Annotated in this window: 20 protein-coding genes; 6 read left to right on the top strand and 14 right to left on the bottom strand. The window is 70.8% G+C overall.

Annotation, left to right across the window (positions count from 1 at the left end):
- Nucleotides 1-12 precede the first annotated feature (12 nt).
- Together EJ357_RS28175 and EJ357_RS28170 are read right to left on the bottom strand one after the other, a co-directional pair.
- Nucleotides 13-2,697: a protein kinase gene (locus EJ357_RS28175; protein ID WP_175647547.1), complete on the bottom strand. Its 2,685-nt coding sequence runs from the start codon at nt 2,695-2,697 to the stop codon at nt 13-15.
- A 155-nt stretch (nt 2,698-2,852) separates the two neighbouring features.
- Nucleotides 2,853-5,009, bottom strand: a complete 2,157-nt coding sequence (locus EJ357_RS28170; RefSeq protein WP_126394330.1) for a serine/threonine-protein kinase — start codon at nt 5,007-5,009, stop codon at nt 2,853-2,855.
- 242 nt (nt 5,010-5,251) lie between these two features.
- Between EJ357_RS28170 and EJ357_RS28165 the strand changes: the two genes are divergently transcribed.
- Nucleotides 5,252-6,337 carry a serine hydrolase domain-containing protein gene (locus EJ357_RS28165; RefSeq protein ID WP_407698419.1) on the top strand — a complete coding sequence of 362 codons (1,086 nt, stop codon included), beginning with the start codon at nt 5,252-5,254 and terminating at the stop codon, nt 6,335-6,337.
- Nucleotides 6,338-6,431: 94 nt separating this feature from the next.
- On the opposite strand, the gene EJ357_RS28160 is transcribed toward EJ357_RS28165, so the two are convergent.
- Nucleotides 6,432-8,138, bottom strand: coding sequence for a glycerol-3-phosphate dehydrogenase/oxidase (locus EJ357_RS28160; protein WP_126394328.1), 1,707 nt, complete (start codon nt 8,136-8,138; stop codon nt 6,432-6,434).
- Between the two features lie 262 nt (nt 8,139-8,400).
- On the opposite strand from EJ357_RS28160, the gene EJ357_RS28155 reads away from it, so the two are divergent.
- Nucleotides 8,401-9,609: a nucleotide sugar dehydrogenase gene (locus EJ357_RS28155; protein ID WP_126394327.1), complete on the top strand. Its 1,209-nt coding sequence runs from the start codon at nt 8,401-8,403 to the stop codon at nt 9,607-9,609.
- A gap of 691 nt (nt 9,610-10,300) precedes the next feature.
- Here the strand turns inward: EJ357_RS28155 and EJ357_RS28150 are convergent.
- The 4 genes from EJ357_RS28150 to EJ357_RS28135 form a co-directional block, all read right to left on the bottom strand.
- Nucleotides 10,301-11,425, bottom strand: a complete 1,125-nt coding sequence (locus EJ357_RS28150; RefSeq protein ID WP_126394326.1) for a GuaB3 family IMP dehydrogenase-related protein — start codon at nt 11,423-11,425, stop codon at nt 10,301-10,303.
- Nucleotides 11,426-11,530: 105 nt separating this feature from the next.
- Entirely contained in the window at nt 11,531-13,033 is a 1,503-nt protein-coding gene (guaB, locus tag EJ357_RS28145) for an IMP dehydrogenase (protein ID WP_126394325.1), read from the bottom strand.
- A gap of 165 nt (nt 13,034-13,198) precedes the next feature.
- A complete protein-coding gene (locus EJ357_RS28140) occupies nt 13,199-13,786 on the bottom strand; it encodes a sigma-70 family RNA polymerase sigma factor (protein ID WP_115906402.1) in 588 nt (195 codons plus the stop codon).
- A gap of 320 nt (nt 13,787-14,106) precedes the next feature.
- On the bottom strand, nt 14,107-14,718 hold the full coding sequence (locus tag EJ357_RS28135; RefSeq protein WP_003948568.1) for a response regulator transcription factor: 612 nt from the start codon (nt 14,716-14,718) through the stop codon (nt 14,107-14,109).
- A gap of 380 nt (nt 14,719-15,098) precedes the next feature.
- Between EJ357_RS28135 and EJ357_RS28130 the strand changes: the two genes are divergently transcribed.
- Nucleotides 15,099-15,428 (top strand): WhiB family transcriptional regulator, encoded by a 330-nt coding sequence (locus tag EJ357_RS28130; RefSeq protein WP_126394324.1) that lies wholly within the window; start codon nt 15,099-15,101, stop codon nt 15,426-15,428.
- A 49-nt stretch (nt 15,429-15,477) separates the two neighbouring features.
- Here EJ357_RS28130 and EJ357_RS28125 read toward each other — a convergent pair whose 3' ends face one another.
- The gene (locus tag EJ357_RS28125) at nt 15,478-16,383 is read right to left on the bottom strand and encodes a LysR family transcriptional regulator (protein WP_126394323.1); all 906 of its coding nucleotides are present in this window, start codon (nt 16,381-16,383) and stop codon (nt 15,478-15,480) included.
- Nucleotides 16,384-16,634: 251 nt separating this feature from the next.
- Here EJ357_RS28125 and EJ357_RS28120 point away from each other — a divergent pair, with 251 nt between their 5' ends.
- Both EJ357_RS28120 and EJ357_RS28115 read left to right on the top strand, forming a co-directional pair.
- A complete protein-coding gene (locus EJ357_RS28120) occupies nt 16,635-17,408 on the top strand; it encodes an SDR family NAD(P)-dependent oxidoreductase (protein WP_126394322.1) in 774 nt (257 codons plus the stop codon).
- A 161-nt stretch (nt 17,409-17,569) separates the two neighbouring features.
- The gene (locus EJ357_RS28115) at nt 17,570-18,262 is read left to right on the top strand and encodes an ester cyclase (RefSeq protein WP_126394321.1); all 693 of its coding nucleotides are present in this window, start codon (nt 17,570-17,572) and stop codon (nt 18,260-18,262) included.
- A gap of 100 nt (nt 18,263-18,362) precedes the next feature.
- Here EJ357_RS28115 and groL read toward each other — a convergent pair whose 3' ends face one another.
- The 4 genes from groL to EJ357_RS28095 form a co-directional block, all read right to left on the bottom strand.
- Nucleotides 18,363-19,991: a chaperonin GroEL gene (groL, locus tag EJ357_RS28110; RefSeq protein ID WP_126394320.1), complete on the bottom strand. Its 1,629-nt coding sequence runs from the start codon at nt 19,989-19,991 to the stop codon at nt 18,363-18,365.
- A 119-nt stretch (nt 19,992-20,110) separates the two neighbouring features.
- A complete protein-coding gene (groES, locus tag EJ357_RS28105) occupies nt 20,111-20,419 on the bottom strand; it encodes a co-chaperone GroES (protein WP_055493212.1) in 309 nt (102 codons plus the stop codon).
- A gap of 302 nt (nt 20,420-20,721) precedes the next feature.
- Entirely contained in the window at nt 20,722-21,525 is an 804-nt protein-coding gene (locus EJ357_RS28100) for a polysaccharide deacetylase family protein (protein ID WP_126400115.1), read from the bottom strand.
- 38 nt (nt 21,526-21,563) lie between these two features.
- Nucleotides 21,564-22,589 carry a polysaccharide deacetylase family protein gene (locus EJ357_RS28095; protein WP_126394319.1) on the bottom strand — a complete coding sequence of 342 codons (1,026 nt, stop codon included), beginning with the start codon at nt 22,587-22,589 and terminating at the stop codon, nt 21,564-21,566.
- 235 nt (nt 22,590-22,824) lie between these two features.
- Here EJ357_RS28095 and EJ357_RS28090 point away from each other — a divergent pair, with 235 nt between their 5' ends.
- The gene (locus tag EJ357_RS28090) at nt 22,825-23,994 is read left to right on the top strand and encodes a THUMP-like domain-containing protein (protein ID WP_175647546.1); all 1,170 of its coding nucleotides are present in this window, start codon (nt 22,825-22,827) and stop codon (nt 23,992-23,994) included.
- Between the two features lies 1 nt (nt 23,995).
- On the opposite strand, the gene EJ357_RS28085 is transcribed toward EJ357_RS28090, so the two are convergent.
- Together EJ357_RS28085 and EJ357_RS28080 are read right to left on the bottom strand one after the other, a co-directional pair.
- Nucleotides 23,996-25,366 (bottom strand): RNA polymerase sigma factor, encoded by a 1,371-nt coding sequence (locus EJ357_RS28085; protein ID WP_228472624.1) that lies wholly within the window; start codon nt 25,364-25,366, stop codon nt 23,996-23,998.
- 47 nt (nt 25,367-25,413) lie between these two features.
- A complete protein-coding gene (locus EJ357_RS28080; RefSeq protein ID WP_126394316.1) occupies nt 25,414-25,770 on the bottom strand; it encodes a YciI family protein in 357 nt (118 codons plus the stop codon).
- Nucleotides 25,771-25,809: the final 39 nt, after the last annotated feature.

Raw genomic sequence — 25,809 nt, 5'->3', positions numbered from 1 at the left:
TGGTGAACGGAGTCAGCCGGTCACCTGATACGTCGCCGAGGCCTGCTCGAACAGCCGCGTCACCTCGTCCCGCTCGGCCTCCGGTCCGCGCAGCTGCACCACGTGGTACCGCCCGTCGATCAGGATCGCGAGATTACGCACGAAGAGCTCACGGCCCTGGTCGTCGGTCCAGGTGAACTGCCCCTCGGCCATGGTCCGCTCACCGACCTGGATCGACTTCAGCCCACTGGAGGCGGCCCAGCTGGACTCGCGGTACGGCTGCAACTCCCGCTCGTGCTCCCGCTGGTAGACCATCGGATCGCTGCCGTACTCCTCTGCGGTGTCCCGTCCCGCCACGACGATGAGGTCGAAGTCGCCGTGCGAGTACACGACCTGTCCGCGCCCGTTCTCCGGCGTGCGGTTCCACCCGTTGGCCACGGCGATCCGGAACCCGGCCGCGTCCTCGCGCAGGGCGAAACCGTCCGGGACCTCGGGGCCGTTGGTCTGCGGCTCGGTGGAACCGGCCGACTCCGAAGGGCTGTTGCCGGACTCGGGAGAGGTCTGGTCGGGCCGTGGCTCACTGCTCGCCTCGGCGGCCTCCTCGGTCGCCGCCGGATCGGCCTGGCCCGCGGCACCGGTGCGATCGGCGTCGGCCGTGGCGCCGTTGCCCTGGTCGGCCTTCGGCATGAACAGCACGGCGTACGCGATCGCCGCGGCCATGCCCAGCAGGACGAGCAGCAGCAGCGTACGGCCCAGCCGCCTCGGCGAACGCGCCTCCTGTCTGGCCCGCTTGTGCCGTCCGTGATGCGCGGGCAGCCCGGCCCGCCGCCGACGCACCAGCTCGCCGCGCCGGCGCACGATCGGCAGCCGGTTCGGGTCGGCCGGCGGGACGGCGACGACATGCGCACCGGCTTCCGGTTCGGGCGCGGACCGCACGAGGGAACGCAGCCAGCCCCGCAGTTCCTCGAAGTCGAGACGCTCGGTGGAGTCCTGCCGCAGCAGCGACTCCACGACCGGCCTGAGCGGCCCGCACTCCTCGGCGAAGGCGGGCGGCTCCGCGCACACCAGCTGCACCAGCTCGGCCGTCGACTCCTCCGGATACGGCGCGTGCCCCTGCACGGCCCGGAAGAGCAGCGCCCCCAGCGCCCACAGATCGGTCGCGGGCCCGATGGGCGCGGCCAACTGCCAGTTCTCGTGCACTGGCCCGGCCTGCTCCGGCGCCCACCGCTCCGTCACCGGCCCCACGACGGCCATCCGCGCCTGCCGGGCCCGCTCCGCGGCGAGCGCGGTGGTGGGGCCGCGGTGGGCGGGGGTGCGGGAGACGAGGTCGTCCCAGCGGGTCGGGGGGTGAGGGGAGTCGAGGGCGGGTGGGGTGGGTGCGCCGGGAGTTGAGGGGGTGGTGGGCGTGGTGGGGGCGGGGATGCCTGGGGTGGCGGAACCGGGGGCGCCCGTAGCGCCGGGTGCGGCCCCCTGCGTGGGGAAACCGCCGAGTCCGGACCTGGCACCCGGGCCCGCCGACGGAAGTGCCGTACGGTCACGGCCCTCCTCCGTCCCCGCACCGCCGACCGCCCCTCTGCGAGGCGAGGCGCCATGCCAGGACGTGGCCTGCACGCCGTACGGGTCGGCTATCCGGCCCGGGGGCGTGGCGACACCGTTGCCGGAGGGGTACGGCTGCTGCGCCGATCCGTTGGCCAGGGGGGCGGGGCCGCCTTCGGGCGCCGAGCGGGCCCCGGGCAGCGCCGGCCGGCCGCCCTGCCGCGAGTCCTGCACCCGGGCCGCCGCCCTGGCTCCCGCCCGATACGCGGCGATCGCCCCGGCCCGCGCGGCTCTGATGTCCCCACCGGTCTCCAGGGCACCGCGCGATGCCGCACCGGACGACCCGGTCCCGTTGCCCGCGTCGGCACCCGGCACCGGCAACCCTCCGGCGGCCCGCGCCTCGATCGCGGCCCTCCGGGCAGCCTCGGGGTCTGTATCCGTGCCACCGGCATCGGGCCCGCCACCGAACGTCCCTGCACCCGCACCGGCTTCGACCCCGGCTCCGGCACCGCCGTCGCCGTCCTCGACCGGCACCGGGTCATAGCCGCACAGTGCCTCCTCGGCTGCCCCGACCGCCAGCCCGGTCAGCATCACCCGGCCGTCGTCGCAGACGAGCACCGTGCGCGCGGTGATGTTCCGGTGGACCCAGCCATGGGCGTGCAGCACCCGGAGTGCCATGAGGACGTCGGAGGCAACCTCGGCCGCCCGGTAGGGGGTCAACGGTTTCTCGGCGAGCAACGCGGCCAGCGGACGCGCGGCCACCAACTCGCTCACTATCCACAGCGACCCGCCATCGGCGAACACGTCGAAGACCTGGTCCAGCCGCGGATGGTCGGGGATTCGCGCCGCGGCCTGCGCCGCCTCCACGGCCCGCCGCACGGCGGGATCGCTCGGCCGGCGCGCGCTCGAGCGCCCCGTCGACCGTCGCCCGGCCCCGCGGTCCCGCGTCTCCCGGGCGGTGAACCCGTCGGGCAGCCCCTCGGCGTCGAGCACCTCCGCCTCGACGACCTCCGGCAACGGCACCTGCCGGACGAGCACTTCCTGCCCGCTGTAGGTGTCGAAGGCCCGGGACTCGGTGAGTTCGTACTCGTCGGAGGGCGGCAGCGGCAGGCGGTAGCGGTCGGCGAGCACCCGACCCGCATAGTCGTCCACGTTGCCTCCCCCGGCCGCCCGGTTGGTCATTCCCGTTCGCGTTGCGCCGCATTCCGGGCGCACGACTGGATGCGTACGGTCCGCAATCATTCACGATACGTGCCGGAGGCAACCCGCAAAGAGGGGTTGCCGTATCTCACGGCTCAAACCCGGTCACGGCATCCCCGGACCGGGACCCGCTCACGTCACGACTTCGGCCGGAACGAATCCGTCAGCGTCCCCCATGTGTCCTTACGCAGCTCGCTGTCCCAATTCGCGCTCTTCGCGGTGTACATCAGCGCATATCCGAGTTGGCCGTTCACGACGAAGCCCCGGTCGATCGTCCGGTACTTCGTCCCGTTCTCGACATAGGTGAACTCCCAGTCGGCCGTGTTCCAGCTGCGGTAGTCCACCTTCTCTATGCGGATCTTCTTGTACTGGGAGCGCGTCATGTACTGCTCCTGGTCCTCCCAGTCCGCCACCGGGTCGTCCTGCGGCGTGGTCGTCCAGGCGACGAGCAGCTTCTGCCCTTCGGGCCCGGTGAAGCGGTCCCCCGCCGAACCCGTGCTCTGGAACTTCCATCCCTTGGGCAGCCCGATCGAGTACCCCTGGTTCCCCTCGTGGGTCGACGCGACCCCGCTGTCGTTCCCGGATCCCGCCTCGGCCCCGCTCCCGCCGGACGCGCTCGCCCCGGCACTCGGCGTACTCCCGGCCTCCGCCCCGGAACCGGACCCCTTCCCCGTGCTCGCGGACGCGGAATCAGCACCGTCCGTGTGCGTACTGCCGCTCTTGTCCTGCTTGGTGTCGGCACTTTCACTCGCCGATGCCTTGGCGGCCCCGCCCCCGCTCGCCGAGCCCTTCGAGCCGTCACCGCCGTTGAAAACAACGGCCAGTACCACGCCGATCACCGCGAGCACCACGACCAACGCGATGATCACCAGCGTCCGCTTCGGCACCACATCGGTCAGCGGCGCCCTCGGCACGGGCCGCGGCGGCAGATCCGGCGGCGTCATCACGGGCCACCCCGAACTCCGCCCCTCACCGGCCCCGTTCGCCGCCTTGCCTTCCTGCGCACCGACACCGGTACTGGCATTGGCACTGACGCCGACACCGGCAGCCGACTCGGACCCGGATCCGGACGACCGACCCGAAGTCCCCGCCCCCGAAGTCCCCGCATCCGACGGCGCCTTCGCCCCGCCCACTCCGGCGGAAGCCCCACCGGCCGCACCCTCGCGGCCCTGCGCATCGGCCCCCGAAGCAGCCGTCTCACTCCCGGACTTGGCACGAGCCGCAGCCACCCCGGCCGCCCCCGCGCTCACCGCGGCCTTCCGCACGGACCGCAGCGCCCCGCGCAACCGCTCCCCGGCCTCCTCGCCCCGCTTGCCACCGGAGCCGGCACCCGCACCAGAACGCCCCTTCTCCGCGGGCGCACCGGGCTGCGGAGGCAGCGGCACGACCTTCGTCGCGTCCATCGGCTCCGGCTCGTCCTTCGGCTCGGGCGCATGGATGACGGCGTTGAGCATCGCCCGCGCACCGGCGTCGTCGAGCCGCTCGGCGGGGTCCTTGGTGAGCAGGCCGTAGATGACGTCCTTCAGCGGTCCCGCGTTCTTCGGCTCTTCCAGCGGCTCGGTCATCACCGCCGTGAGCGTGGCGATGGCGGAGCCCTTGTCGTAGGGCGGCACACCCTCGACCGACGCGTACAACAGCCCGCCCAGCGACCAGAGGTCGGCCGCCGGGCCCGGCTTGTGGCCGCGGGCCCGTTCCGGAGAGATGTAGGAGGGCGCGCCGACAAGCATGCCGGTCGAGGTGATGGACGGGTCGCCCTCGACCTGGGCGATGCCGAAGTCGGTCAGCACGACCCGGTCGGTGTCGGACTCCAGCAGGACGTTCGACGGCTTCACGTCACGGTGCAGGATGCCCTCGCGGTGCGCGGAGCGCAGCACGTCGAGGATGGCAAGGCCGACCTCGGCCGCACGCTTGGGTTCCAGAAGGCCGTCCTCACGGATGACCTCGGCGAGCGACTTGCCCTCGACGAGCTCCATCACGATCCACGGCCGGTCGTCCTCCTCGACGACGTCGAACACCGTCACCGCGCTGTTGTTGCGGATCCGCGCGATCGCCTTGGCCTCACGCAACGTGCGCGTGATCAGCCGCCGCTTCTCCTCCTCGTCGATGTTCGAGGGGAACCGCAGCTCCTTGACGGCGACCGTCCGCCCCAGCGTCTCGTCCTCGGCACGCCACACCGTGCCCATGCCGCCCCGGCCGAGCACTCCGCCCAGCCGGTACCGCCCCGCGAGGAGACGCTCGTGGTTGTCCTGACGAGTGTCCTGACGAGATGTCCCCGCCCGCTCCGCCTCCGACATGCGTCCCCTCATACAACCCGCCCTGACAGAGCCTCCATTGTCTCTCACCCGACAAGTGCCCTACGACGAGGGTGCCCCTCGTACCACAACGCCGCCGCGTGGCCCGAACCTCCCGGCCCCGACACACCCGGGCCCCGCTGAATCGCGCATTCCGCCTACCGGCATGATGGGCCGCGGCAAGGGAAGGAATCCGCATGGCACGACCGGCGACACCCCTGTTTCGGACAGTCCTGGGCGCTTGTGTGTCCGTGTCCCTCCTCGGTCTCGTGTCCGCGGCGCTCCTCGGTCTGGCCCCGGACGCCTCGTCGGCGCCCTCGACGCAGCCGACGGGCACCCTCCTCCCGCAACTCGTCACCCGCGGCAAGGCCCCCGCCGCGGCCCTGCTGGCCCACGACGCGGCCGGCGCCCGCTACGCCCAGGCCGGCCCGGGCATCGGACCCACCGACCACTTCCGTGCCGGCAGCATCACGAAGAGCTTCATCGCGACCGTCGTCCTGCAACTCGCCGCCGAAGGACAGTTGTCCCTGTCCGACACGGTTGAGCGGTATCTGCCGGGTCTGGTGCGCGGGGCGGGCAACGACGGGCGCGCGCTGCCCCTTCGTTCCCTGCTGACCCACACCAGCGGCCTGTACGACTTCACCGCCGAGACCGGGGGCACCGTCCCCGTCACAGCGCGTCAGGCCGTACGCATCGCACTCACCCACCCTCCTGCCGAACGCGGCAGCTACTCCTACTCGAACACCAACTACGTCCTGCTCGGCCTGGTCATCGAGCGCGTCACCGGCCGCTCCTACGCCGCCGAGGCCGAGCGGCGCATCATCGCTCCGCTGGGTCTGACCGGCACCTCCTTCCCTGGATCCCGCACTTCTCTGCTTCTTCCGCACGGCCGCGCCTACGCCACCGACGGGACCGACGTCACCGAACTCGACCCGCGGGTGGCCGGCGCCGCGGGTGAGCTGGTGTCCACGCTCGCCGACCTCGACCGCTTCTACTCCGCGCTGCTCGGCGGCCGGCTGCTGCCCCCGCACTGGCTGCGCGAGATGCTCGACACCCGTGCCGCACACGGCGCGTACGGCATGGGTCTCTTTCCCGTGAAGTTGCCGTGCAGCACCGTCGTATGGGGGCACAACGGGCGCATCTCCGGCAGCTACGTGCGCTCCGCGGCCACCGTCGGCGGTCGTCGCGTCCTGACATTCCGGGTGAACACGACGGCGATCGCAGATCCCGGCCTCGAACCCCGGCTGCTCGCCGCCGAGTTCTGCCCTCGCACCAGTAAGAACGGCCGGGATTCGAGCAGAGATCCCAGCTCCCGCCACTCGTTCGAGTGAGGTTCCGCCGTGCCGGTGCGAATCGCACACCGGCACGAGGCGCGACCACCGCCGCAGCAGCAGCCCCGCCGGAGCGGCCGGAGCAGCCGGAGCCCTACAACGGCACGATGTCCGGCGCCCCCAACCGCGCCGCGTCCGCCGTCAGATCGTCCGGCTGCCGCTGCGACTCCCGCTCGGCCTCCACCCGCTTCTCGTAGTGCTCGACCTCGCGCTCGATCTGGTCCTTGTCCCAGCCCAGCACCGGCGCCATCAGCTCGGCCGCCTCGCGGGCGCATCGAGTCCCCCGGTCGAACGTCTCGATCGAGATGCGCGTCCGCCGCGTCAGCACGTCGTCCAGATGCCGCGCCCCTTCGTGCGAGGCGGCGTACACGACCTCGGCGCGCAGATAGTCGTCGGCGGAGTGCAGGGGCTCGCCCAGGCCGGGGTCGGCGCCGATGAGCTCAAGCAGCTCCTCGGCCAGCGCGCCGTACCGGTTCAACAGGTGCTCCACCCGCACCACATGGATCCCTGTCCGTGCCGCGATCCGCGCCCGCGCGTTCCACAAGGCCCGGTATCCCTCGGCGCCCAGCAGCGGAATGTCCTCCGTCACGCACTCGGCGACCCGCATGTCGAGCCCGTGCACCGCCGCGTCCACCGCGTCCTTGGCCATCACCCGGTACGTCGTGTACTTGCCGCCCGCCACGACGACGAGCCCCGGCACGGGGTGGGCGACGGTGTGCTCACGCGAGAGCTTGCTGGTGGCGTCCGACTCACCGGCGAGCAGGGGCCGCAGTCCGGCGTACACGCCCTCCACGTCGTCCCGGGTCAGCGGCACCGCAAGCACCGAGTTCACGTGTTCCAGCAGGTAGTCGATGTCGGCGCTGGACGCGGCCGGGTGGGCCTTGTCGAGGTCCCAGTCGGTGTCGGTGGTGCCGACGATCCAGTGCCGGCCCCAGGGGATGACGAACAGCACGGACTTCTCGGTGCGCAGGATCAGCCCCGTCGTGGAGTGGATGCGGTCCTTGGGGACGACCAGGTGGATGCCCTTGGAGGCACGGACATGGAACTGCCCGCGCTCGCCCACCATCGACTGAGTGTCGTCGGTCCACACACCGGTGGCGTTGACGATCTGCTTGGCACGGATCTCGTACTCCCCGCCCCCCTCGACGTCCTGCACCCGGGCCCCGACGACCCGCTCGCCCTCGCGCAGAAACCCGCTCACGCGCGCGCGGTTGGCGACCCTCGCGCCGTAGGCCGCAGCCGTACGGACCAGGTTGGCCACGTAGCGGGCGTCGTCCATCTGCGCGTCGTAGTACTGCAGGGCACCGACCAGCGCGTCCTTCTTCAGGGCGGGGGCGACCTGCAGGGCATGACGGCGGCTCAGGTGACGGTGCAGGGGCAGGCCCCGGCCATGGGTGCGGGCCATCGACATGGCGTCGTAGAGCAGCACGCCGCACCCCGCGTACAGGCGCTCCCAGCCCTTGTACTGCAGGGGATACAGGAAGGGGACCGGCTTGACGAGATGCGGAGCCAGCCGCTCGAGCAGGAGCCCGCGCTCCTTCAGCGCCTCCCGTACGAGCGCGAAGTCGAGCATCTCCAGATAGCGCAGGCCGCCGTGGATCAGTTTGCTGGACCTGCTGGACGTGCCCGAGGCCCAGTCACGAGCCTCGACCAGGCCGGTGGACAGTCCGCGGGTCACCGCGTCGAGGGCGGTACCCGCGCCCACGACGCCGCCGCCCACGACCAGTAGGTCCAGCTCGCGCTCGGCCATTGCCGCCAGTGACTCGGCGCGTTCCGCCGGCCCCAGTGTCGCTGTCCTCACCGCTGCCTCCCGCTCATCGGTCGAGTAGGCCGCACCCGTCGGGCGAAGCCCGGTTCGTACCCCCCATGCCCAGATTCTGACCGGGTTGCCCGACTTCAGCCACTACTCGCCCCCAGCCTGTGGACAACACTCAAGGAAACGCGATCATTCAATCCCGCAAATCGGTCATATTTACTCCTAGTCTGACATTGCGCCCCCTCGTTCTGTCCACAGGGCTTGCGCACCTGCACCACTTCGGTTATTGGGAAGGACGGCCCACGCCATGCCCGCAGATCTCGCCGTCATCGGACTAGGCCCGTACGGCCTGCCGCTGGCCAAGGCCGCCGTCGCCGCCGGCATCCCCACGCTCGGTTACCGGACCGGGCCCGATTCCGGCTCCCTCAGCCCCGCCGAACTGCGCCGGATGGTCTCGGGGGGCTTCCGGCAGGCCACCAGCCCCACCGAGCTCGGCCGCGTCCGCACCGCCGTCATCTGCCCGCCGACCCCGCGCGGCGAGGACGGTGGGCTCGACCTGAGCCAGATGGAGACGGCCGCCCGCACACTGGCCGCGATGCTGCGCCCGCACACCACCGTCATCCTGGAGTCGCCGGTACCCCCCGGCACCACCGAGAACGTCCTGCGCCCGCTCCTCGAAGAGAGCTCGGGGCTGCGCGCCGGCCGCGACTTCCACCTGGCCTACTCCCCCAGCCGCGTCGACCCCGGCAACCGCGACTTCACGCCCGCCAACACCCCCAAGGTGATCGGCGGCCTCACGCCCGCGTGCACCGAGTCGGCGGCCGCCTTCTACGGCCGGCTCACCGACAAGGTGGTACGCGCGCGTGGACTGCGCGAGGCGGAGACCGTGCAGGTGCTGGAGACCAACTTCCGGCACGTCAACATCGCCCTCGTCAACGAAATGGCCGTCCTCTGCCACGACTTGGGCATCGACCTGTGGGACGTCATCCGCTGCGCGGAGACCAAGCCGTTCGGCTTCGAGGCCTTCCGCCCCGGCCCCGGCGTCGGCGGCCACGCCGTCCCGCAGGACCTCACCGGCCCCGCCGGCCGCACCCTGCGCATGGTCGAGCTGGCCCAGCAGGTCAACAGCCAGATGCCCCGCTACGTCATCCAGCGCTCCGCCACCCTCCTCAACGAGCACGGCAAGTCCGTACGCGGCGCCCGCATCCTCCTCCTCGGCGTCACCTACAAGCCCGACGTCGCCGACCAGCAGTCCACCCCCGCCCAGGAGGTCGCGACCCGCCTGCTGGAGCTGGGCGCCTGCATCAGCTTCCACGACCCCCACGTCGCCTCCTGGAGCGTCCTGGACCGCCCGGTACCGCGCGCGGACGCGCTGTACGAGGCTGTGGCGGAGGCCGACCTGACGATTCTGCTTCAGCAGCATCGGACGTACGACCTTCAGGGGCTGTCGGTGAAGGCGCAGCTGTTGCTGGACACGCGGGGGGCGGCGCCTACGGGGGCGGCGCATCGGTTGTGAAGGGGGGCGCGTGGGGTGTGTGAGCTGCCGGGGTTGGTGGCGTGGGGCGTTCTGCGCCGGTACCGTGTGGAGCAGGTGGAGTCCAATGCAACCGGTAATGCAGTACTGCGGAGGCTCCCGGGCGATTCACGGAGTGTCCACCCCTACCTCTCTTGGGGGTGGCCGCTCATCCTCCCGCCAGTAAGGCGGGAGCCCACCGCAGTGGTCGCTGCGGCAGGCTCCCGGGCGATTCACGGAGTGCCCACCCCTAGGTCTCTTAGGGGTGGCCGCTCATCGCCCATAGATCCACAAGATGCACCTCCTCCGGAACTTCACCAGCCGAAGCCAAGTGCGATCCCAGCGGGTGGGCTTGCGGTGACGGCCCATGGGCGCGCCCCCTTCCACGATGCCGCCCATTGACCCGGTAGGCGGTCCGTCTGGAGCTCGGGCCGGGCCCCGAGGGCCGGGGTCCGGAACATCTCCTTGGAAGGGGGCGCCCCAGAGAACGGGACGCCGATCACGGACACTACCGACTCCCTTCGCCCGTTCAGCCCACATTCGCCCCAAACGCAACCACGCGCCCCCTCCCACACAACGCGCCCCCGCACAGGCGTAGTTGGGCACGCAAAAGGGCCGGTCACCCCACCCGGAGTGACCGGCCCTTCCCTGACGCAGACGTAGAAGTAGACGCAGCGCCGTAACCGCGTAACGCCTACCGCGTGTGCTGCGAGTCCGCCACCGTCACCTCAACCCGCTGGAACTCCTTCAGCTCGCTGTACCCGGTCGTGGCCATGGCCCGCCGCAGCGCACCGAAGAAGTTCATCGAGCCGTCGGGAGTGTGCGACGGACCCGTCAGCACCTCCTCGATCGTGCCGACCGTGCCCAGGTCGACCTTCTTGCCGCGCGGCAGATCCTCGTTGACCGCCTCCATGCCCCAGTGGTTCCCCTTGCCCGGCGCGTCCGTGGCGCGCGCGAGCGGCGAGCCCATCATCACCGCGTCCGCGCCGCAGGCGATCGCCTTGGGCAGGTCGCCGGACCAGCCGACGCCGCCGTCCGCGATCACGTGCACGTACCGGCCGCCGGACTCGTCCATGTAGTCACGGCGGGCGGCCGCCACGTCCGCGACCGCCGTGGCCATCGGGACCCGGATGCCCAGGACGTTGCGCGTGGTGTGCGCCGCGCCGCCGCCGAAGCCGACCAGGACGCCCGCCGCGCCGGTGCGCATCAGGTGCAGGGCGGCGGTGTACGTGGCGCAGCCGCCGACGATCACCGGGACGTCGAGCTCGTAGATGAACTGCTTCAGGTTCAGCGGCTCGTGCGAGGACGAGACGTGCTCCGCCGAGACCGTCGTGCCGCGGATGACGAAGATGTCCACGCCCGCGTCGACGACCGCCTTGGAGAACTGGGCCGTGCGCTGCGGGGAGAGCGCCGCCGCGGTGACCACGCCCGAGTCGCGCACCTCCTTGATGCGCTGCCCGATCAGCTCCTCCTTGATGGGAGCGGCGTAGATCTCCTGGAGACGGCGCGTGGCGGCCTCGGTGGGCAGCTCGGCGATCTCGTCGAGGAGCGGCTGCGGGTCCTCGTACCGCGTCCACAGACCTTCGAGGTTCAGCACGCCGAGGCCGCCGAGCTCGCCGATGCGGATCGCGGTGGCCGGGGAGACGACCGAGTCCATGGGGGCGGCCAGGAAGGGCAGCTCGAAGCGGTAGGCGTCGATCTGCCAGGCGATCGAGACCTCCTTCGGGTCCCGCGTACGGCGGCTGGGGACGACGGCGATGTCGTCGAAGGCGTACGCCCTGCGCCCGCGCTTGCCGCGCCCGATCTCGATCTCAGTCACGTCTGTGGCCTTTCCCTGATGCGTTCAGCGTCTTCCAGTATCGCCGACGGGCACGACGAGGGCGGCCCCGGTGCTTCCGGGGCCGCCCTCGTCGATGCCTGGTGACTACTTACGGCTGTAGTTCGGCGCCTCGACCGTCATCTGGATGTCGTGCGGGTGGCTCTCCTTGAGGCCCGCGGAGGTGATCCGTACGAAGCGGCCCTTGGTCTCCATCTCACCGATGGTCGCCGCGCCGACGTAGCCCATGGTCTGCCGCAGACCGCCGACGAGCTGGTGCAGCACGTTGGCCAGCGGGCCGCGGTAGGGCACCTGGCCCTCGATGCCCTCGGGCACGAGCTTGTCGTCGGAGGCGACCTCGGCCTGGAAGTAGCGGTCCTTCGAGTACGACCTGCCCTGGCCACGGGACTGCATGGCGCCCAGGGAGCCCATGCCGCGGTACGACTTGAACTGCTTGCCGTTGATGAACAGCAGCTCGCCCGGGGACTCCTCGCAGCCCGCGAGCAGCGAGCCCAGCATCACGGTGTCGGCACCGGCGGCGAGCGCCTTGCCGATGTCGCCGGAGTACTGCAGGCCGCCGTCGCCGATCAGCGGGATGCCCGCGGGGCGGGCGGCGAGGGAGGCCTCGTAGATGGCGGTGACCTGCGGGACGCCGATGCCGGCGACCACGCGGGTGGTACAGATGGAGCCCGGTCCGACACCGACCTTGATGCCGTCGACACCGGCGTCGATCAGCGCCTGGGCGCCGTCACGGGTGGCGACGTTGCCGCCGATCACGTCGACGCCGACGCTGGACTTGATCTTCGACATCCAGCTGAGGGCGTTGCTGTTGTGGCCGTGCGAGGTGTCGACGACCAGGAAGTCCACGCCGGCCTCGGCGAGCGCCTGGGCCCGCTCCAGGGCCTCGGGGCTGGCGCCGACGGCGGCACCGACGAGGAGGCGGCCCTCGGAGTCCTTGGCCGCGTTGGGGTACTTCTCCGCCTTGACGAAGTCCTTGACCGTGATGAGGCCCTTGAGGATGCCCGCCTCGTCGACCAGGGGAAGCTTCTCGATCTTGTGGCGGCGCAGCAGCTCCATCGCGTCGCTGCCGGAGATGCCGACCTGGCCGGTGACCAGCGGCATCGGCGTCATGACCTCGCGCACCTGACGGCTGCGGTCGCTCTCGAAGGCCATGTCCCGGTTGGTGACGATGCCGAGCAGCTTGCCGGCCGGGTCCGTGACGGGAACGCCGCTGATGCGGAACTTGGCGCACAGGGCGTCGGCCTCGGCGAGGGTCGCCTCCGGGTGCACCGTGATCGGGTCGGTGACCATGCCGGACTCGGACCGCTTCACCAGGTCGACCTGGTTGACCTGGTCCTCGACGGAGAGGTTGCGGTGCAGCACGCCGACGCCGCCGAGGCGGGCCATCGCGATCGCCATGCGGGACTCGGTCACCTTGTCCATGGCGGCCGAGAGCAGCGGGATGTTCACGCGGACGTTGCGGGAGATGCGGGACGAGGTGTCGACCGCGTTGGGGAGCACCTCGGATGCGCCCGGCAGCAGCAGCACGTCGTCGTAGGTCAGCCCGAGGGTCGCGAATTTTCCGGGCACTCCGTCGACGTTGGCAGTCATGACACCTTCCCCAAATGGCCTTGATCGGTGCGGATGTCCATGCTAACGGGAAGCACAGCTCGCAAATTCCACGGTTGTGTATGGCTCCGGGCTTCGTATGTTCGTACGGAACCGAGGAGAAGCCTGTTCATTTGGGGGCGCACTCAAGGGAGCGCACGGGAAGCGCTACTGCTCCGCCAGTGCTCGCAGCCTGCTCAGCGCCCTGTGCTGGGCCACCCGGACCGCGCCGGGTGACATTCCCAACATCTGACCCGTCTCTTCCGCGGTCAACCCCACCGCGATCCTCAGCAGCAGCAGCTCCCGCTGGTTCTCGGGCAGGTTGGCCAGCAGCTTCTTGGCCCATTCGGCGTCGCTGCTCAGCAGCGCCCGCTCCTCCGGGCCGAGGGAGTCGTCCGGGCGCTCGGGCATCTCGTCCGACGGAACCGCCGTGGACCCCGGGTGCCGCATCGCGGCCCGCTGCAGGTCGGCCACCTTGTGCGCGGCGATCGCGAAGACGAACGCCTCGAAGGGGCGGCCGGTGTCCTTGTAGCGCGGCAGCGCGAGCAGGACGGCGACGCAGACCTCCTGGGCGAGGTCCTCGACGAAGTGCCGCGCGTCGCCCGGCAGGCGCGACAGCCTGGTGCGGCAGTAGCGCAGGGCCAGGGGGTGGACGTGCGCGAGCAGATCGTGTGTGGCCTGCTCGTCTCCGTCGACGGCGCGATGGACGAGTGCACCGATCGCCCCTGCGGCATTGGCCGCCTCGTCGTCGCGCATCGGTCCATGGTGCCTTGTGGCCGTGTGGTCCGTTGCATCGCGCCCGATGTTGTGCACCGAAGCGTTATGAGTAGGTGCGCCGGCACTCATCCCCTGCGCCCTCCCCTTCCGCTCGACCGACTCGTCCCCGAGAGACTCCACATCTCAAGGATGCGGCATCCGCGCCGAAACAAGCAGCGGGCACCGACAGGGCCGCTTTGGCCGACCCCGCAACCGCGCCCCACAAGGGGGCGCGGGCCGGGACATCATGCGGCTCCGCCGCGTGGGCGCGACCAGCCGCAAACGACCCGCACACAGCAACGGCCTGCAGGACCGAGCTCCTAGCGAACCAGGCCCCAACGGAACCCGAGCGCCACCGCGTGGGCCCGGTCAGAAGCGCCGAGCTTCTTGAACAGCCGCCGGGCGTGGGTCTTCACGGTGTCCTCGGACAGGAACAGCTCGCGACCGATCTCCGCGTTGGAACGACCGTGGCTCATTCCCTCGAGCACCTGGATCTCACGCGCCGTGAGCGTCGGCGCGGCACCCATCTCGGCGGAGCGCAGCCGACGGGGAGCGAGGCGCCAGGTCGGGTCGGCCAGCGCCTGCGTCACCGTGGCACGCAGCTCCGCGCGCGAGGCGTCCTTGTGCAGATAGCCGCGGGCACCGGCGGCGACCGCGAGGGCCACGCCGTCCAGGTCCTCGGCGACGGTGAGCATGATGATGCGCGCACCGGGGTCGGCGGACAGCAACCGCCGCACGGTCTCTACGCCGCCCAGACCGGGCATGCGTACGTCCATCAGAATCAGGTCCGAGCGGTCGGCGCCCCAGCGGCGGAGGACTTCCTCGCCGTTGGCCGCCGTCGTCACGCGCTCGACGCCGGGCACGGTCGCGACCGCGCGGCGGAGCGCCTCTCGGGCAAGCGGGGAGTCGTCGCAGACGAGGACGGATGTCATGGCCGCCCTCCGCAGCTGATGCACGTCACCTTGAGCCTCCAGGCTGGTACGAAATCGTCACCTGAGCGGTCGACCGTCTCGGACGCCTGCCCGAGCGCTTGTTCCTTCAACCGCCTCGCCCTCTCAACGACGGTCACTCGAAAGAGTTACGGGGCCGTGTGCCATCTTCGGCACTCTACGTGAGGGGGCGGACACGGTGCAGACATGCGGGGCGGACCCACAACGTTTCATCACAACCCATGCCCCATTCAGCCGTTTTTCTTCCCGTTTCTTGGCGTTTGGGGCTAGATTCGCAATGAGTCATATTTTCATCTCCTTAGATCGTAGATGTACGGTCGTGAGCACCGTATCCGCCCAGAACGGCTACAAGGGGTCACGCAATGGCAGATTTCTCCCGCCTTCCCGGACCGAACGCGGACCTGTGGGACTGGCAGCTCCTGGCCGCCTGTCGCGGGGTGGACAGCTCGCTCTTCTTTCATCCCGAGGGCGAACGCGGTGCGGCTCGGAGCGCTCGTGAGAACTCGGCCAAGGAGGTCTGCATGAGGTGCCCGGTGCGCGCGCAGTGCGCGGCGCATGCGCTGGCGGTCCGCGAACCGTACGGCGTCTGGGGCGGCTTGACCGAGGACGAGCGCGAGGAGCTCATGGGGCGGGCACGCAACCGGTTGGTCTCGGCGTCGACGGCCAGCGGGGAGTCCGCTTCCCACAACTGAAGGAACGTTTCTCCAAGCAGGGCACGCACACGCGTGCCCTTCCTTCTGACTAGCGGGCGGCGGCTCGCGCCAACTGCTCCAGCGTCGCCGCCACGGCCGGCACCTGCGCCAGGTCGGGCAGGGTGAGCGCGACGATCTCCCGCCGGACCGCCGGTTCCAGCGTCACCATGCGCACCCCTCGCGGCCGTACCGACTCGACGGCGAGCTGAGGCAGGACGGCCACGCCCAGGCCGGCGCCTACCAGGCCGACGACCGCCGGGTAGTCGTCCGTGGCGAAGTCGATGCGGGGCGTGAAACCGGCGCTCTCGCACACCTCGATCAACTGGCTCCGGCAACGCGGGCATCCGGCGATCCACGGCTCGGCGGCGAGCTCGCCGATGGCGATGGAACCCGACGGAACGGTGCGGGCGAGCCGGTGACGTTCGGGTACCAGGGCGACGAGCCGGTCGGTCAGCAGCGGGCGTACGACGAGGTCGTCCCACTCCCCTTCCTGGGCCGCGCCCTCGTACCGGAAGGCGAGGGCCACGTCGCAGTCGCCCTCGCGCAGCAGCTCGACGGACTGCGGCGGTTCGGCCTCCTCCAGAAAGACGCGGGTGCCGGGGTGGGCGGCGCGCAGGGCGGCGAGGGCCGTCGGGACGAGGGTGGAGCTGCCGCTGGGGAAGGAGACGAGGCGCACGCGCCCGGCGCGCAGCCCGGCGATGGCGGCGACCTCCTCCTCGGCGGCGGTGAGTCCCGCCAGGATCCCGGCGGCATGCCGCACCAGTGCCTCACCTGCCTGGGTCAGCCGCATCTCGCGACCGCTGCGGATCAGCAGCGGCGTGCCGACGGACGCCTCCAGGGCCTTCATCTGCTGGCTGACGGCGGGCTGGGTGCAGCCCAGTTCACGCCCCGCCGCGGAGAAGGAACCGGTGGCGGAGACGGCGCGCAGCACACGGAGATGACGGGCCTCGATCACAGGTCGAGCATAAGTGATCCTTGGGCTCATCGCCGTACAGCGCAAGGACACTTTGATTTCTGGTCACCCACCGTGAAGGGCGGGCGGGCGATGCGCCGCATCCTGAGTCGTTGAAGGCGGTTCGCAAGTGCGGGGCGGAGCAAGGGGCCTGACGGGCTCTCACAGGAGAGGCGTCTTCGCCGGGGCTTCACTGATGGACGGGGCCTGTGCAGTAAGCGGATGCGCGCAGTCCAGGTCACTAATGTTGGGCCATGACAACGGCATTGATTACGGGATCGACCGCGGGCATCGGCGCCGCGTTCGCGCGACGGCTGGCGGCGGACGGGCACGACCTCGTCCTGGTGGCCCGGGACACCAAGCGGCTGCGGGAGCAGGCCACCGAGCTGCACGACCGGCACGGCATCGAGGCGGAGGTGCTCTCGGCCGACCTCGCCGAGGACGCCGGCATCGAGACCGTCGCCGCCCGTCTGAGCGATCGCCGCAACCCCGTCGACCTGCTGATCAACAACGCCGGCTTCGGCAACAAGGGCCGCTACCTCGACGTCTCCATGGCCGACGAGCTGAAGATGCTCAAGGTGCACTGCGAGGCGGTACTGCGGCTGACGTCGGCCGCGGCGGAGGCGATGCGGGAGCGGGGGCGCGGCGGTGTCGTGAACGTCGCCTCCGTGGCGGCCTTCCTGCCGCGCGGGACGTACGGCGCGTCCAAGGCGTGGGTCGTGCAGTTCACGCAGGGAGCCGCACGGGATCTGGCGGGGAGCGGCGTGCGGCTCATGGCGCTGTGCCCGGGGTTCGTGCGGACCGAGTTCCATGAGCGGGCCGGGATGGGGACGGACAACATCCCGGGGTGGATGTGGCTCGACGCGGACAAGCTGGTGGAGGCGGCGCTCGGTGATCTGGCGCGGGGGAAGGCGGTGTCGATCCCGGACCCTCGGTACAAGGCGTTGATGGGCGTGGTGAAGGTCGTGCCCCGGGGGGTGCTCGGGGGGATCAGTTCGCGGACGGGGCGCAAGTACGGGCCGCAGTAGGCGGGCGCCGGAAGGCTTTGGCGGGGACCGGCACGGCGGCGGGCGCTGTCGTGCTCGTCACCGGGCACGAGCTCGTCACCGTACGAGAGGCACACCGCCCCTCCGGCGAGGAGAATGGTGCTGTTCAGCCGCATCCAGGGGCACCGGGAGGCGTCGACGTCATGACCTTCGTGCAGCTCATCGATTGCAGGACCAGCCGTTTCGACGAGATGAACCGGCTGATGGACAGGTGGGTCGAGCAGACCAAGGGGAAGCGGACCGCGACGCACGACGTCATCGGGAAGGACCGGTCGGACTCCGCGCACTTCATCGAGATCGTGGAGTTCCCGTCGTACGAGGACGCGATGCGGAACTCGAATCTGCCCGAGACCGATCGGATCTTCCAGGAGATGGTCGCGCTCTGTGACGAGACGCCGACGTTCACCGATCTCGACGTCGTGCGGGACGAGCAGTTGAACGTCCTGGCGGCGCGGGCCTTCTTCGAGGCCATGGGGAAGATGGCGCCGGAGCGGATCGGGGAGCATCTCACCGACGACTACGTGGACCACGATCCGTCGTATCCGCAGCCCGTGCAGGGTGTCGCGGGGGTGCGGGAGCAGTACGCGGGGTGGCGTGCCGCGTTCGACTTCACGTTCCGGATCGACGACCAGATGGCCCAGGAGGACCAGGTGTGCACGCGGTGGACGTGGGTCGCCCGGCACAAAGGTGAGTTCCTGGGGATTCCGGCGACCGGGCAGGACGTGACCATGCAGGGCATGACCTGGCAGCGGTTCCGGGACGGCAGGATCTGCGAGAGCCGCTGGCTCTACGACCGGGCGGGTCTGCTGGAGCAGTTGGGGGTACTCGGTCAGTGACGCCCGCGAAGGGGAAGGCCCCGGTCCCGCGCGTGTGTGCGGGACCGGGGCCTTTCTGCCTGCTTGCCCGGTGAGGGCGGCCGGCCGGGAGAGCCTGGGCTCAGTGGGCGTGCCCGTGGCCGTGGCCACCGGCGGCCGCCGGCTCCTCCTCTTCCTTCTTCTCGACGACCAGGGTCTCGGTCGTCAGGAGGAGGGAGGCGATGGAGGCGGCGTTCTCCAGGGCGGAGCGGGTGACCTTGACCGGGTCGATGACGCCGGCCTTGACCAGGTCGCCGTACTCGCCGGTCGCGGCGTTGTAGCCGTTGCCCTTCTCGAGCTCGGCCACCTTGGAGACGATGACGTAGCCCTCGAGGCCGGCGTTCTCGGCGATCCAGCGCAGCGGCTCGACGGCGGCCTTGCGGACCACGGAGACACCGGTGGCCTCGTCGCCGGTCTTGTCGAGGTTGCCCTCGAGGACCTTCACGGCGTGGACCAGAGCGGAGCCACCACCGGAGACGATGCCCTCCTCGACCGCGGCGCGGGTCGCGGAGATGGCGTCCTCCAGACGGTGCTTCTTCTCCTTCAGCTCCACCTCGGTGGCGGCGCCGACCTTGATCACGCACACGCCGCCGGCCAGCTTCGCGAGGCGCTCCTGGAGCTTCTCGCGGTCCCAGTCGGAGTCGGTGTTCTCGATCTCGGCCTTGATCTGGGCGACGCGACCCGTGACGTCCTCGGCGTTGCCGGCACCGTCGACGACGGTCGTGTCGTCCTTGGTGACCGTGACACGGCGGGCGGAGCCCAGCACGTCCAGGTCGGCCTGGTCGAGCTTGAGGCCGACCTCCTCGGAGATGACCGTGGCGCCGGTGAGGACCGCCAGGTCCTGGAGCATCGCCTTGCGGCGGTCACCGAAGCCGGGGGCCTTGACCGCGACCGCGTTGAAGGTGCCGCGGATCTTGTTGACGACCAGGGTCGACAGGGCCTCGCCCTCGACGTCCTCGGCGATGATCAGCAGCGGCTTGGAGGCACCCGACTGGATGACCTTCTCCAGCAGCGGCAGCAGGTCCTGGATGGAGGAGATCTTGCCCTGGTTGATGAGGATGTACGGGTCCTCCAGGACGGCCTCCATGCGCTCCTGGTCCGTCACGAAGTACGGCGACAGGTAGCCCTTGTCGAAGGCCATGCCCTCGGTGAAGTCCAGCTCCAGACCGAAGGTGTTGGACTCCTCGACGGTGATGACACCGTCCTTGCCGACCTTGTCCATCGCCTCGGCGATGAGCTCGCCGACCTGCTGGTCCTGGGCGGACAGCGCGGCGACGGCGGCGATGTCGGACTTCTCGTCGATCGGGCGGGCCGAGGCGAGGAGGTCCTCGGAGACGGCCGCGACGGCGGCGTCGATGCCCTTCTTGAGCGCGGCCGGGGAGGCACCCGCGGCGACGTTCTTCAGGCCCTCGCGCACCAGCGCCTGGGCGAGCACGGTGGCGGTGGTCGTACCGTCACCCGCGATGTCGTTGGTCTTGGTCGCCACCTCCTTCACCAGCTGGGCACCGAGGTTCTCGTACGGGTCCTCGATCTCGACCTCACGGGCGATCGTGACACCGTCGTTGGTGATGGTGGGGGCGCCGAACTTCTTGTCGATGACGACGTTGCGGCCCTTGGGGCCGATCGTCACCTTGACCGTGTCGGCCAGCTTGTTGACGCCGCGCTCGAGGGCGCGACGGGCGTCCTCGTCGAACTTCAGGATCTTCGCCATGGGAGCGGTTCAGCCCTCTCGGAAAACGTGGGTGAAACGAACTGCGCCCCTGACGCCCGGCTTCATAAGGTCGCGGGGGCCCGGGGCGCAGCTCACAAGCAAAATGTGCCTGAGATGAATTACTTCTCGATGATCGCGAGCACGTCGCGAGCCGAGAGGACGAGGTACTCCTCGCCGTTGTACTTCACCTCGGTGCCGCCGTACTTGCTGTACAGCACGATGTCGCCGGTCTTGACGTCGAGCGGCAGGCGCTCGCCGTTCTCGAAGCGGCCCGGGCCCACGGCCAGGACGACGCCCTCCTGGGGCTTCTCCTTGGCGGTGTCCGGAATGACCAGGCCAGAGGCCGTGGTCTGCTCGGCGTCCAGCGGCTGGACCACGATGCGGTCCTCGAGCGGCTTGATGGCAACCTTGGAGCTGGCGGTCGTCACGATCCGACCTCCCCCTTCGGAGATCTCACGGGGTTAACTGTCTGAGGTGGCGACCAGGTGGATCCGTCGTCGCGGGTGCCGGACCTGCCCGTCGCGTTGTTGGCACTCTCCAGGGGGGAGTGCCAGAGCCGAGACTATGACCGCGATTAGCACTCGGTCAAGCGGACTGCTAACTCGCTGCGCCGGCCGAGCCGAGTTTCCTGGTCGCCGACGTCGCCGTGGCGGTCGTTCTGGGGGCTGTGCCCCCAGACCTCCTTCGGCCTGAACGGCCTCGTCCTCGAGCGCCGGAGGGGCTGGTGGGGCTACAGGTAGTCCTCCAGGCGGCCTACCGCCAGACCCTGCCCCTGGATCTCCCTCAGGAGCCTCGTCGTCCGCTTCCTCAGGGACATGCCGGTCGGTTCACCCGAAGGGACGGAGACGATGTCGCCGGGGCGCAGGCGGCCGGGGCCCTGCGCGTACGTCAGTTCGCCGTCGCCCTCCATGGCCGCGCGCCACAGCACGACAGCCGTCACGCCACAGTCGGCCGCCGCGCGGAGTGTCGTGGCGTCGTACGTGCCGTAGGGCGGGCGGAAGAGGTGGGGGCGGATGCCGAAGCGGGCGCGGAGCTTGTTCTGCTGGCCGCAGATCTCGGCGCGCTGGCCGGCGTACGGCAGGCCGCGCAGGGCGGCGTGATCGAGGGTGTGGTTCTGGATGGAGGCACCCACCGAGCGCAGGCGCGCGAAGTGGCCGTAGCCCGGGCCGACCACGCTGTCCGTGAGGAACATGCTGACGGGCAGCCGCAGTTCACGGACCATGTCGACGAAGCGGGGGTCCTTCTCGGCGCCGTCGTCGTAGGTGAGGAAGACGACCTTGTCGCGGGTGGGGACACGGTCCACGACGGGCAGCGGGCCGCCCGGGCGTGTCGGCATCCGCCGGGCGGGTGGTGACGGGGGTGCGGACAGCGGGGCGGTCAGGCCCCAGCGGCGGTACGGCTGTGCCCTGGGCGTGGGGTCCTTAGCCGGCCGGGCGTCGTGTGTCACCGTGCCGGTCGGCCGTTCGGCCGTGGCCGCGCCGGGGGCCACCGACCCGGCCGGCTGGGCGCAGCCGGTGAGCAGGGCGTACGCCATGACGACGGCCGCCAGCGCCGGCGGCACCGGACCCGACCTCACAGGTAGTCCTCCAGCCGGGCCACCGCATACCCCTCGGCCGTCACCTTGTTCAGGAATCGGCGGATCATGTCGGGCATTGTGCCCTTCCAGTCCTCCCTGCCCCGGAAGTGAGTGAGGACGATGTCGCCCGGACGGATCTTCCTGTCCCACTCCCGGTAGTCCCAGTGGTCGACGAAGACCTCCTCGTTCCACAGGGGGACGTATTCGATGCCGCAGTACTTCGCGGCGCGCAGGGTGTTCCTGTCGTAGTTGCCGAAGGGCGGGCGGAACAGCAGCGGGCGCTTGCCGTAGCGCTCCTCGATCACCTGCTGCATGCCGCAGATCTCACGCCTCTGGCGGGGGTAGGACAGGGCGGGGAGGTAGGGGTGGTGGAGGGTGTGGTTGTTCAGGACCACGCCGCTCGCCTGCATCCGCCTGAAGTAGCCGTAGTCCTCCTTGATCAGGTAGTCGCTGAGGAAGGCGGTGTACGGCACCTGCAGGTCGCTCATCATCCGCAGGAACGCCGGGTCCTTCTCGGCGCCGTCGTCGATCGTGAGGAAGACGACCTTCTGCCTGGTGGGGACGGTGGTGAAGACCGGCGGGAGACCGAGCTCCTCGTGTCCGTCGACCTCGAAGCCCTCGCGGGTGGTGATCTCCGGCTTCCTGGCGGGGGGCGGTGGGGGCACGAGCGGGACGTTTGCCAGACGCCAGCGTCTGGCGGCGGCGACTCGGGCGGCGTGGGCGGCTCTGGGGGACTGGAACTTCTTGGACTGGGGGCCCTTGGCGTGCGGGCCCTTGTCCGGGGACGCGGTGGCGGCCGGTGGCGGGGCCTTGAGGGGCTGTCGGCTCGCGGTGGGGCGTCCGGCCTCGGATCCGCCGTCGCCGGCCGGCGCACATCCCGAGGCGATGGCGGCCACGGCGAGGACGGCGATCCCGCCCCGTACCCGCGAACGTCCGGCTGCCCGATATCCACGCCCACGCCGACCACGCTCTTCGGCTGACCCATTGCGGTGACTTTTGTCATTTTGTCCTACTACTCGCATGGAGCCGGATCTTCGCAGGCACCCGCCCCGAAGCCGGGCCGACACCGCCGCCGGGGGCGGACCATCCACCGAGTGGCCCACACGGCACGGGCGAGCCACCGAGCGGCCGGCGGTACGGGCCGGTCACCGACCGGCCCAGCACTGCGGGCGGCCACCAACCGGCCGACGGTGAGCCGGGTCCGCCGACCGGGCCCACGGTGCGCGGACGCCCCACCGCCTGTCCGACAATGACCCGGTGAACGACCTCGCCTCCTTCTCCTGCCTCCTCACCCCCGAGGGCCGCGCCCTCCTCGACGCCGTGCGCGACACCGACCCCGCCGACGAACTCGCCGTCGCGACAAGGCTGCGCCGCGAGCACCCCGTCGAGCTGGTGTCGGCGGCGCTCGGGCAGGCGCGGCTGCGGCAGCGGGCGGTGGCGAAGTTCGGGGCGGCGGACGCGGGCCGGATGTTCTTCACGCCGAACGGGGTCGAGCAGTCGACGCGGGCGAGTGTCGCGGCGTACCGGGCCGGGCGGATGAAGGCGCTGGGGATCGGCTCGGTCGCCGACCTGTGCTGCGGGATCGGCGGCGACGCGATCGCGCTCGCGCGGGCCGGGGTGCGGGTGCTGGCGGTGGACCGGGACCCGGTGACGGCGGCGGTGGCGCGGGCGAACGTCGAGGCGCTGGGGCTCGGGGACCTGGTGGAGGTGCGCGAGGCCGATGTCGTCGGGGTGGACACGGGCGGCTGTGACGCCGTGTTCGTCGACCCGGCGCGGCGGGGCGGACGCGGGAGGATCTTCGACCCGGAGGCGTATTCGCCGCCGTTGTCCTGGGCCGTGGAGGCGGCGCGCAAGGCGCCCCGTGCGGCGCTGAAGATCGCGCCGGGCATTCCCCATGAGGCCGTTCCCGAGGACGCCGAGGCCGAGTGGATCTCGGACGGTGGCGATGTGAAGGAGGCGGTGCTGTGGTTCGGGACGGAGCCCGGGGCGGTGCGGGCCACCCTGTTGCCGGGACCGCGCTCACTGCTGTCGCGTCGCCTCCCCGACCCTGAAGTCCGGTCTGTCGGACGGTACTTGTACGAGCCCGACGGCGCCGTCATCCGGGCGCATCTGGTCGCCGAGGTCGCCGACCAGCTGGACGGCGGGCTGATCGACGCGACCATCGCGTACGTCACGGGGGACGAGCTGCGGCCGACGCCGTACGCCACGGCCTATGAGATCACCGATCAACTGCATTTCAGCGTCAAGAAGTTGAAGTCGCTGCTGCGCGAGCGCGAGGTCGGCACGCTGACCGTGAAGAAGCGGGGGTCGGCCGTCGAGCCGGAGGAGCTGCGGAAGAAGGTCAGGCCTCAGGGACCCAATTCGGCGACGGTGTTTCTGACGCGGGTGGCGGGGGCGCCGACGATGCTGGTGGGGCGCCCGGCCTGAGTCAGGAGGGCTCGGAGGACTCAGAGGACTCAGAGGACTCAGAGGACTCGGAGGACTCCGAGGATCCCGCGGCCCCCTGGGTCTCCGACGACTCCGCCGCCCGGCGCAGCAGCAGCTCCCGCTCCCGCTCGTTCCGCGTCAGCGCCGCCGCCCGCTCGAACTCCGCCCGCGCCTCCGCCGTACGGCCGAGGCGGGCGAGCAGGTCTCCGCGCACGCTCGGCAGCAAGTGGTAGTCGCGAAGGGCGGGATCGGCGGCGATCGTCTCGACGATCCGCAGTGCGGGCTCCGGGCCCTCGGCCATCGAGACGGCGACCGCGCGGTTCAACTCGACCACGGGGGACGGGGATCGGGCGGCGAGGAGGCCGTACAGGGTGGCGATGGTCTTCCAGTCCGTCTCCTCGTAGGTGTACGCGTGCGCGTAGCAGGCGGCGATGGCGGCCTGGAGGGCGTACGGGCCGGGGGCGCCGGTGGTGGTGGCGTCCGCGCGGGACAGGGCCTTGATGCCGCGGGCGATGAGCATGCGGTTCCAGCGGGTGCGGTTCTGGTCCTTGAGGAGGATCGGTTCGCCGGACGGGCCGGTGCGGGCCGCCGTACGGGAGGCCTGGAACTCCAGGAGCGAGGTCAGGCCGTGCACCTCCGGCTCCTTGGGCATCAGGCCGGACAGCACGCGGGCCAGGCGCAGGGCGTCCTCGCACAGGGCCGGGCGCAGCCAGTCGTCGCCGGCCGTGGCGGCGTAGCCCTCGTTGAAGATCAGGTAGATGACCTCCAGGACCGAGCCGAGGCGGGCCTCGCGGTCGGGGCCGTACGGGACCTCGAAGGCGACGTTCTTCGCGGCGAGGGTGCGCTTGGCGCGGACGATGCGCTGGGCGACCGTGGCCTCCGGCACCAGGAACGCGCGGGCGATCTCCGGTGTCGTCAGGCCGCCGAGCAGGCGGAGGGTGAGGGCGATGCGGGCCTCAGGTGACAGCACCGGGTGGCAGGTGGTGAAGACCAGGCGGAGCAGGTCGTCGTCGATGTCGTCCGGGTCGTGGAGGGCTGGCGGCACCTCGTGCGGTGCGGTGGTCTCCAGGTCGCGGCCGATCTCCGCGAGCTTGCGGGCGTAGTTCTCCCGGCGCCGGATCAGGTCGACGGCGCGGTGCTTGGCGGTGGCCATGAGCCAGGCGCCGGGGTTGTCGGGGACGCCGTCCCGGGGCCACTGCTCCAGCGCGGCGACCAGCGCGTCCTGCGCGAGTTCCTCGGCGATGCCGACGTCGCGGACCATGCGGGTGACGGCGGCGATGACGCGCGGGGACTCGATGCGGAAGACCGTTTCGATGGTCGCTGTCGTGTCGTCCGGGGTACCGCCGGTGTCTGCGGTGGGCTGCGGCTTCACAGCCCACCATGCAACACCTGTACGGCCGCGGATCCAAGGAGGGCGGATCAGCCCTCGGCGATCTCCCGCACCTCGCAGGTCACCTGCCATTCCTCCCCGTGGACCTTCAGGAACCGCGAGGCCCACTCCAGCGCCTCGGCCTTGTCCTTGCACTGCATGATCGCGTAGCCGCCGATGACCTCCTTGGACTCGGTGAAGGGCCCGTCGGTGACCGAGGTCTTCGCGCCGTCCCAGTGCACCCGGGTGCCCTGGGCCGACGGGGTGAGGCCGGCGGTGTCGAGCATCACGCCGGCCTTGGTGATCTCCTCCAGCAGTTCACCCATGCGCTGCATCAGTTCGGGGCTGGGGCCCTCGGCGGGCGCGGTGGACTCGTCGATCCGGACGAGGGACAGGTAGCGGGGCATGGTGGCTCCTCGGGTCTCGGGGTCGGCGACCGGGTTCTT

The organism is Streptomyces cyaneochromogenes, assembly GCF_003963535.1.
Taxonomy (GTDB): domain Bacteria; phylum Actinomycetota; class Actinomycetes; order Streptomycetales; family Streptomycetaceae; genus Streptomyces; species Streptomyces shaanxiensis.
The sequence above is the reverse complement of the archived record's forward strand: the minus strand, read 5'-3'. Positions and strand labels throughout refer to the sequence as shown.

Bases quoted from the DNA above. Each gene is read 5' to 3' on its own strand.
- EJ357_RS28175 (WP_175647547.1), bottom strand. From the start codon at position 2,697: ATGACCAACCGGGCGGCCGGGGGAGGCAACGTGGACGACTATGCGGGT.
- EJ357_RS28170 (WP_126394330.1), bottom strand. From the start codon at position 5,009: ATGTCGGAGGCGGAGCGGGCGGGGACATCTCGTCAGGACACTCGTCAG.
- EJ357_RS28155 (WP_126394327.1), top strand. From the start codon at position 8,401: ATGCCCGCAGATCTCGCCGTCATCGGACTAGGCCCGTACGGCCTGCCG.
- guaB (WP_126394325.1), bottom strand. From the start codon at position 13,033: ATGACTGCCAACGTCGACGGAGTGCCCGGAAAATTCGCGACCCTCGGG.
- EJ357_RS28140 (WP_115906402.1), bottom strand. From the start codon at position 13,786: ATGCGCGACGACGAGGCGGCCAATGCCGCAGGGGCGATCGGTGCACTC.
- EJ357_RS28135 (WP_003948568.1), bottom strand. From the start codon at position 14,718: ATGACATCCGTCCTCGTCTGCGACGACTCCCCGCTTGCCCGAGAGGCG.
- EJ357_RS28130 (WP_126394324.1), top strand. From the start codon at position 15,099: ATGGCAGATTTCTCCCGCCTTCCCGGACCGAACGCGGACCTGTGGGAC.
- EJ357_RS28120 (WP_126394322.1), top strand. From the start codon at position 16,635: ATGACAACGGCATTGATTACGGGATCGACCGCGGGCATCGGCGCCGCG.
- EJ357_RS28115 (WP_126394321.1), top strand. From the start codon at position 17,570: ATGACCTTCGTGCAGCTCATCGATTGCAGGACCAGCCGTTTCGACGAG.
- groL (WP_126394320.1), bottom strand. From the start codon at position 19,991: ATGGCGAAGATCCTGAAGTTCGACGAGGACGCCCGTCGCGCCCTCGAG.
- EJ357_RS28100 (WP_126400115.1), bottom strand. From the start codon at position 21,525: ATGGCGTACGCCCTGCTCACCGGCTGCGCCCAGCCGGCCGGGTCGGTG.
- EJ357_RS28095 (WP_126394319.1), bottom strand. From the start codon at position 22,589: ATGCGAGTAGTAGGACAAAATGACAAAAGTCACCGCAATGGGTCAGCC.
- EJ357_RS28080 (WP_126394316.1), bottom strand. From the start codon at position 25,770: ATGCCCCGCTACCTGTCCCTCGTCCGGATCGACGAGTCCACCGCGCCC.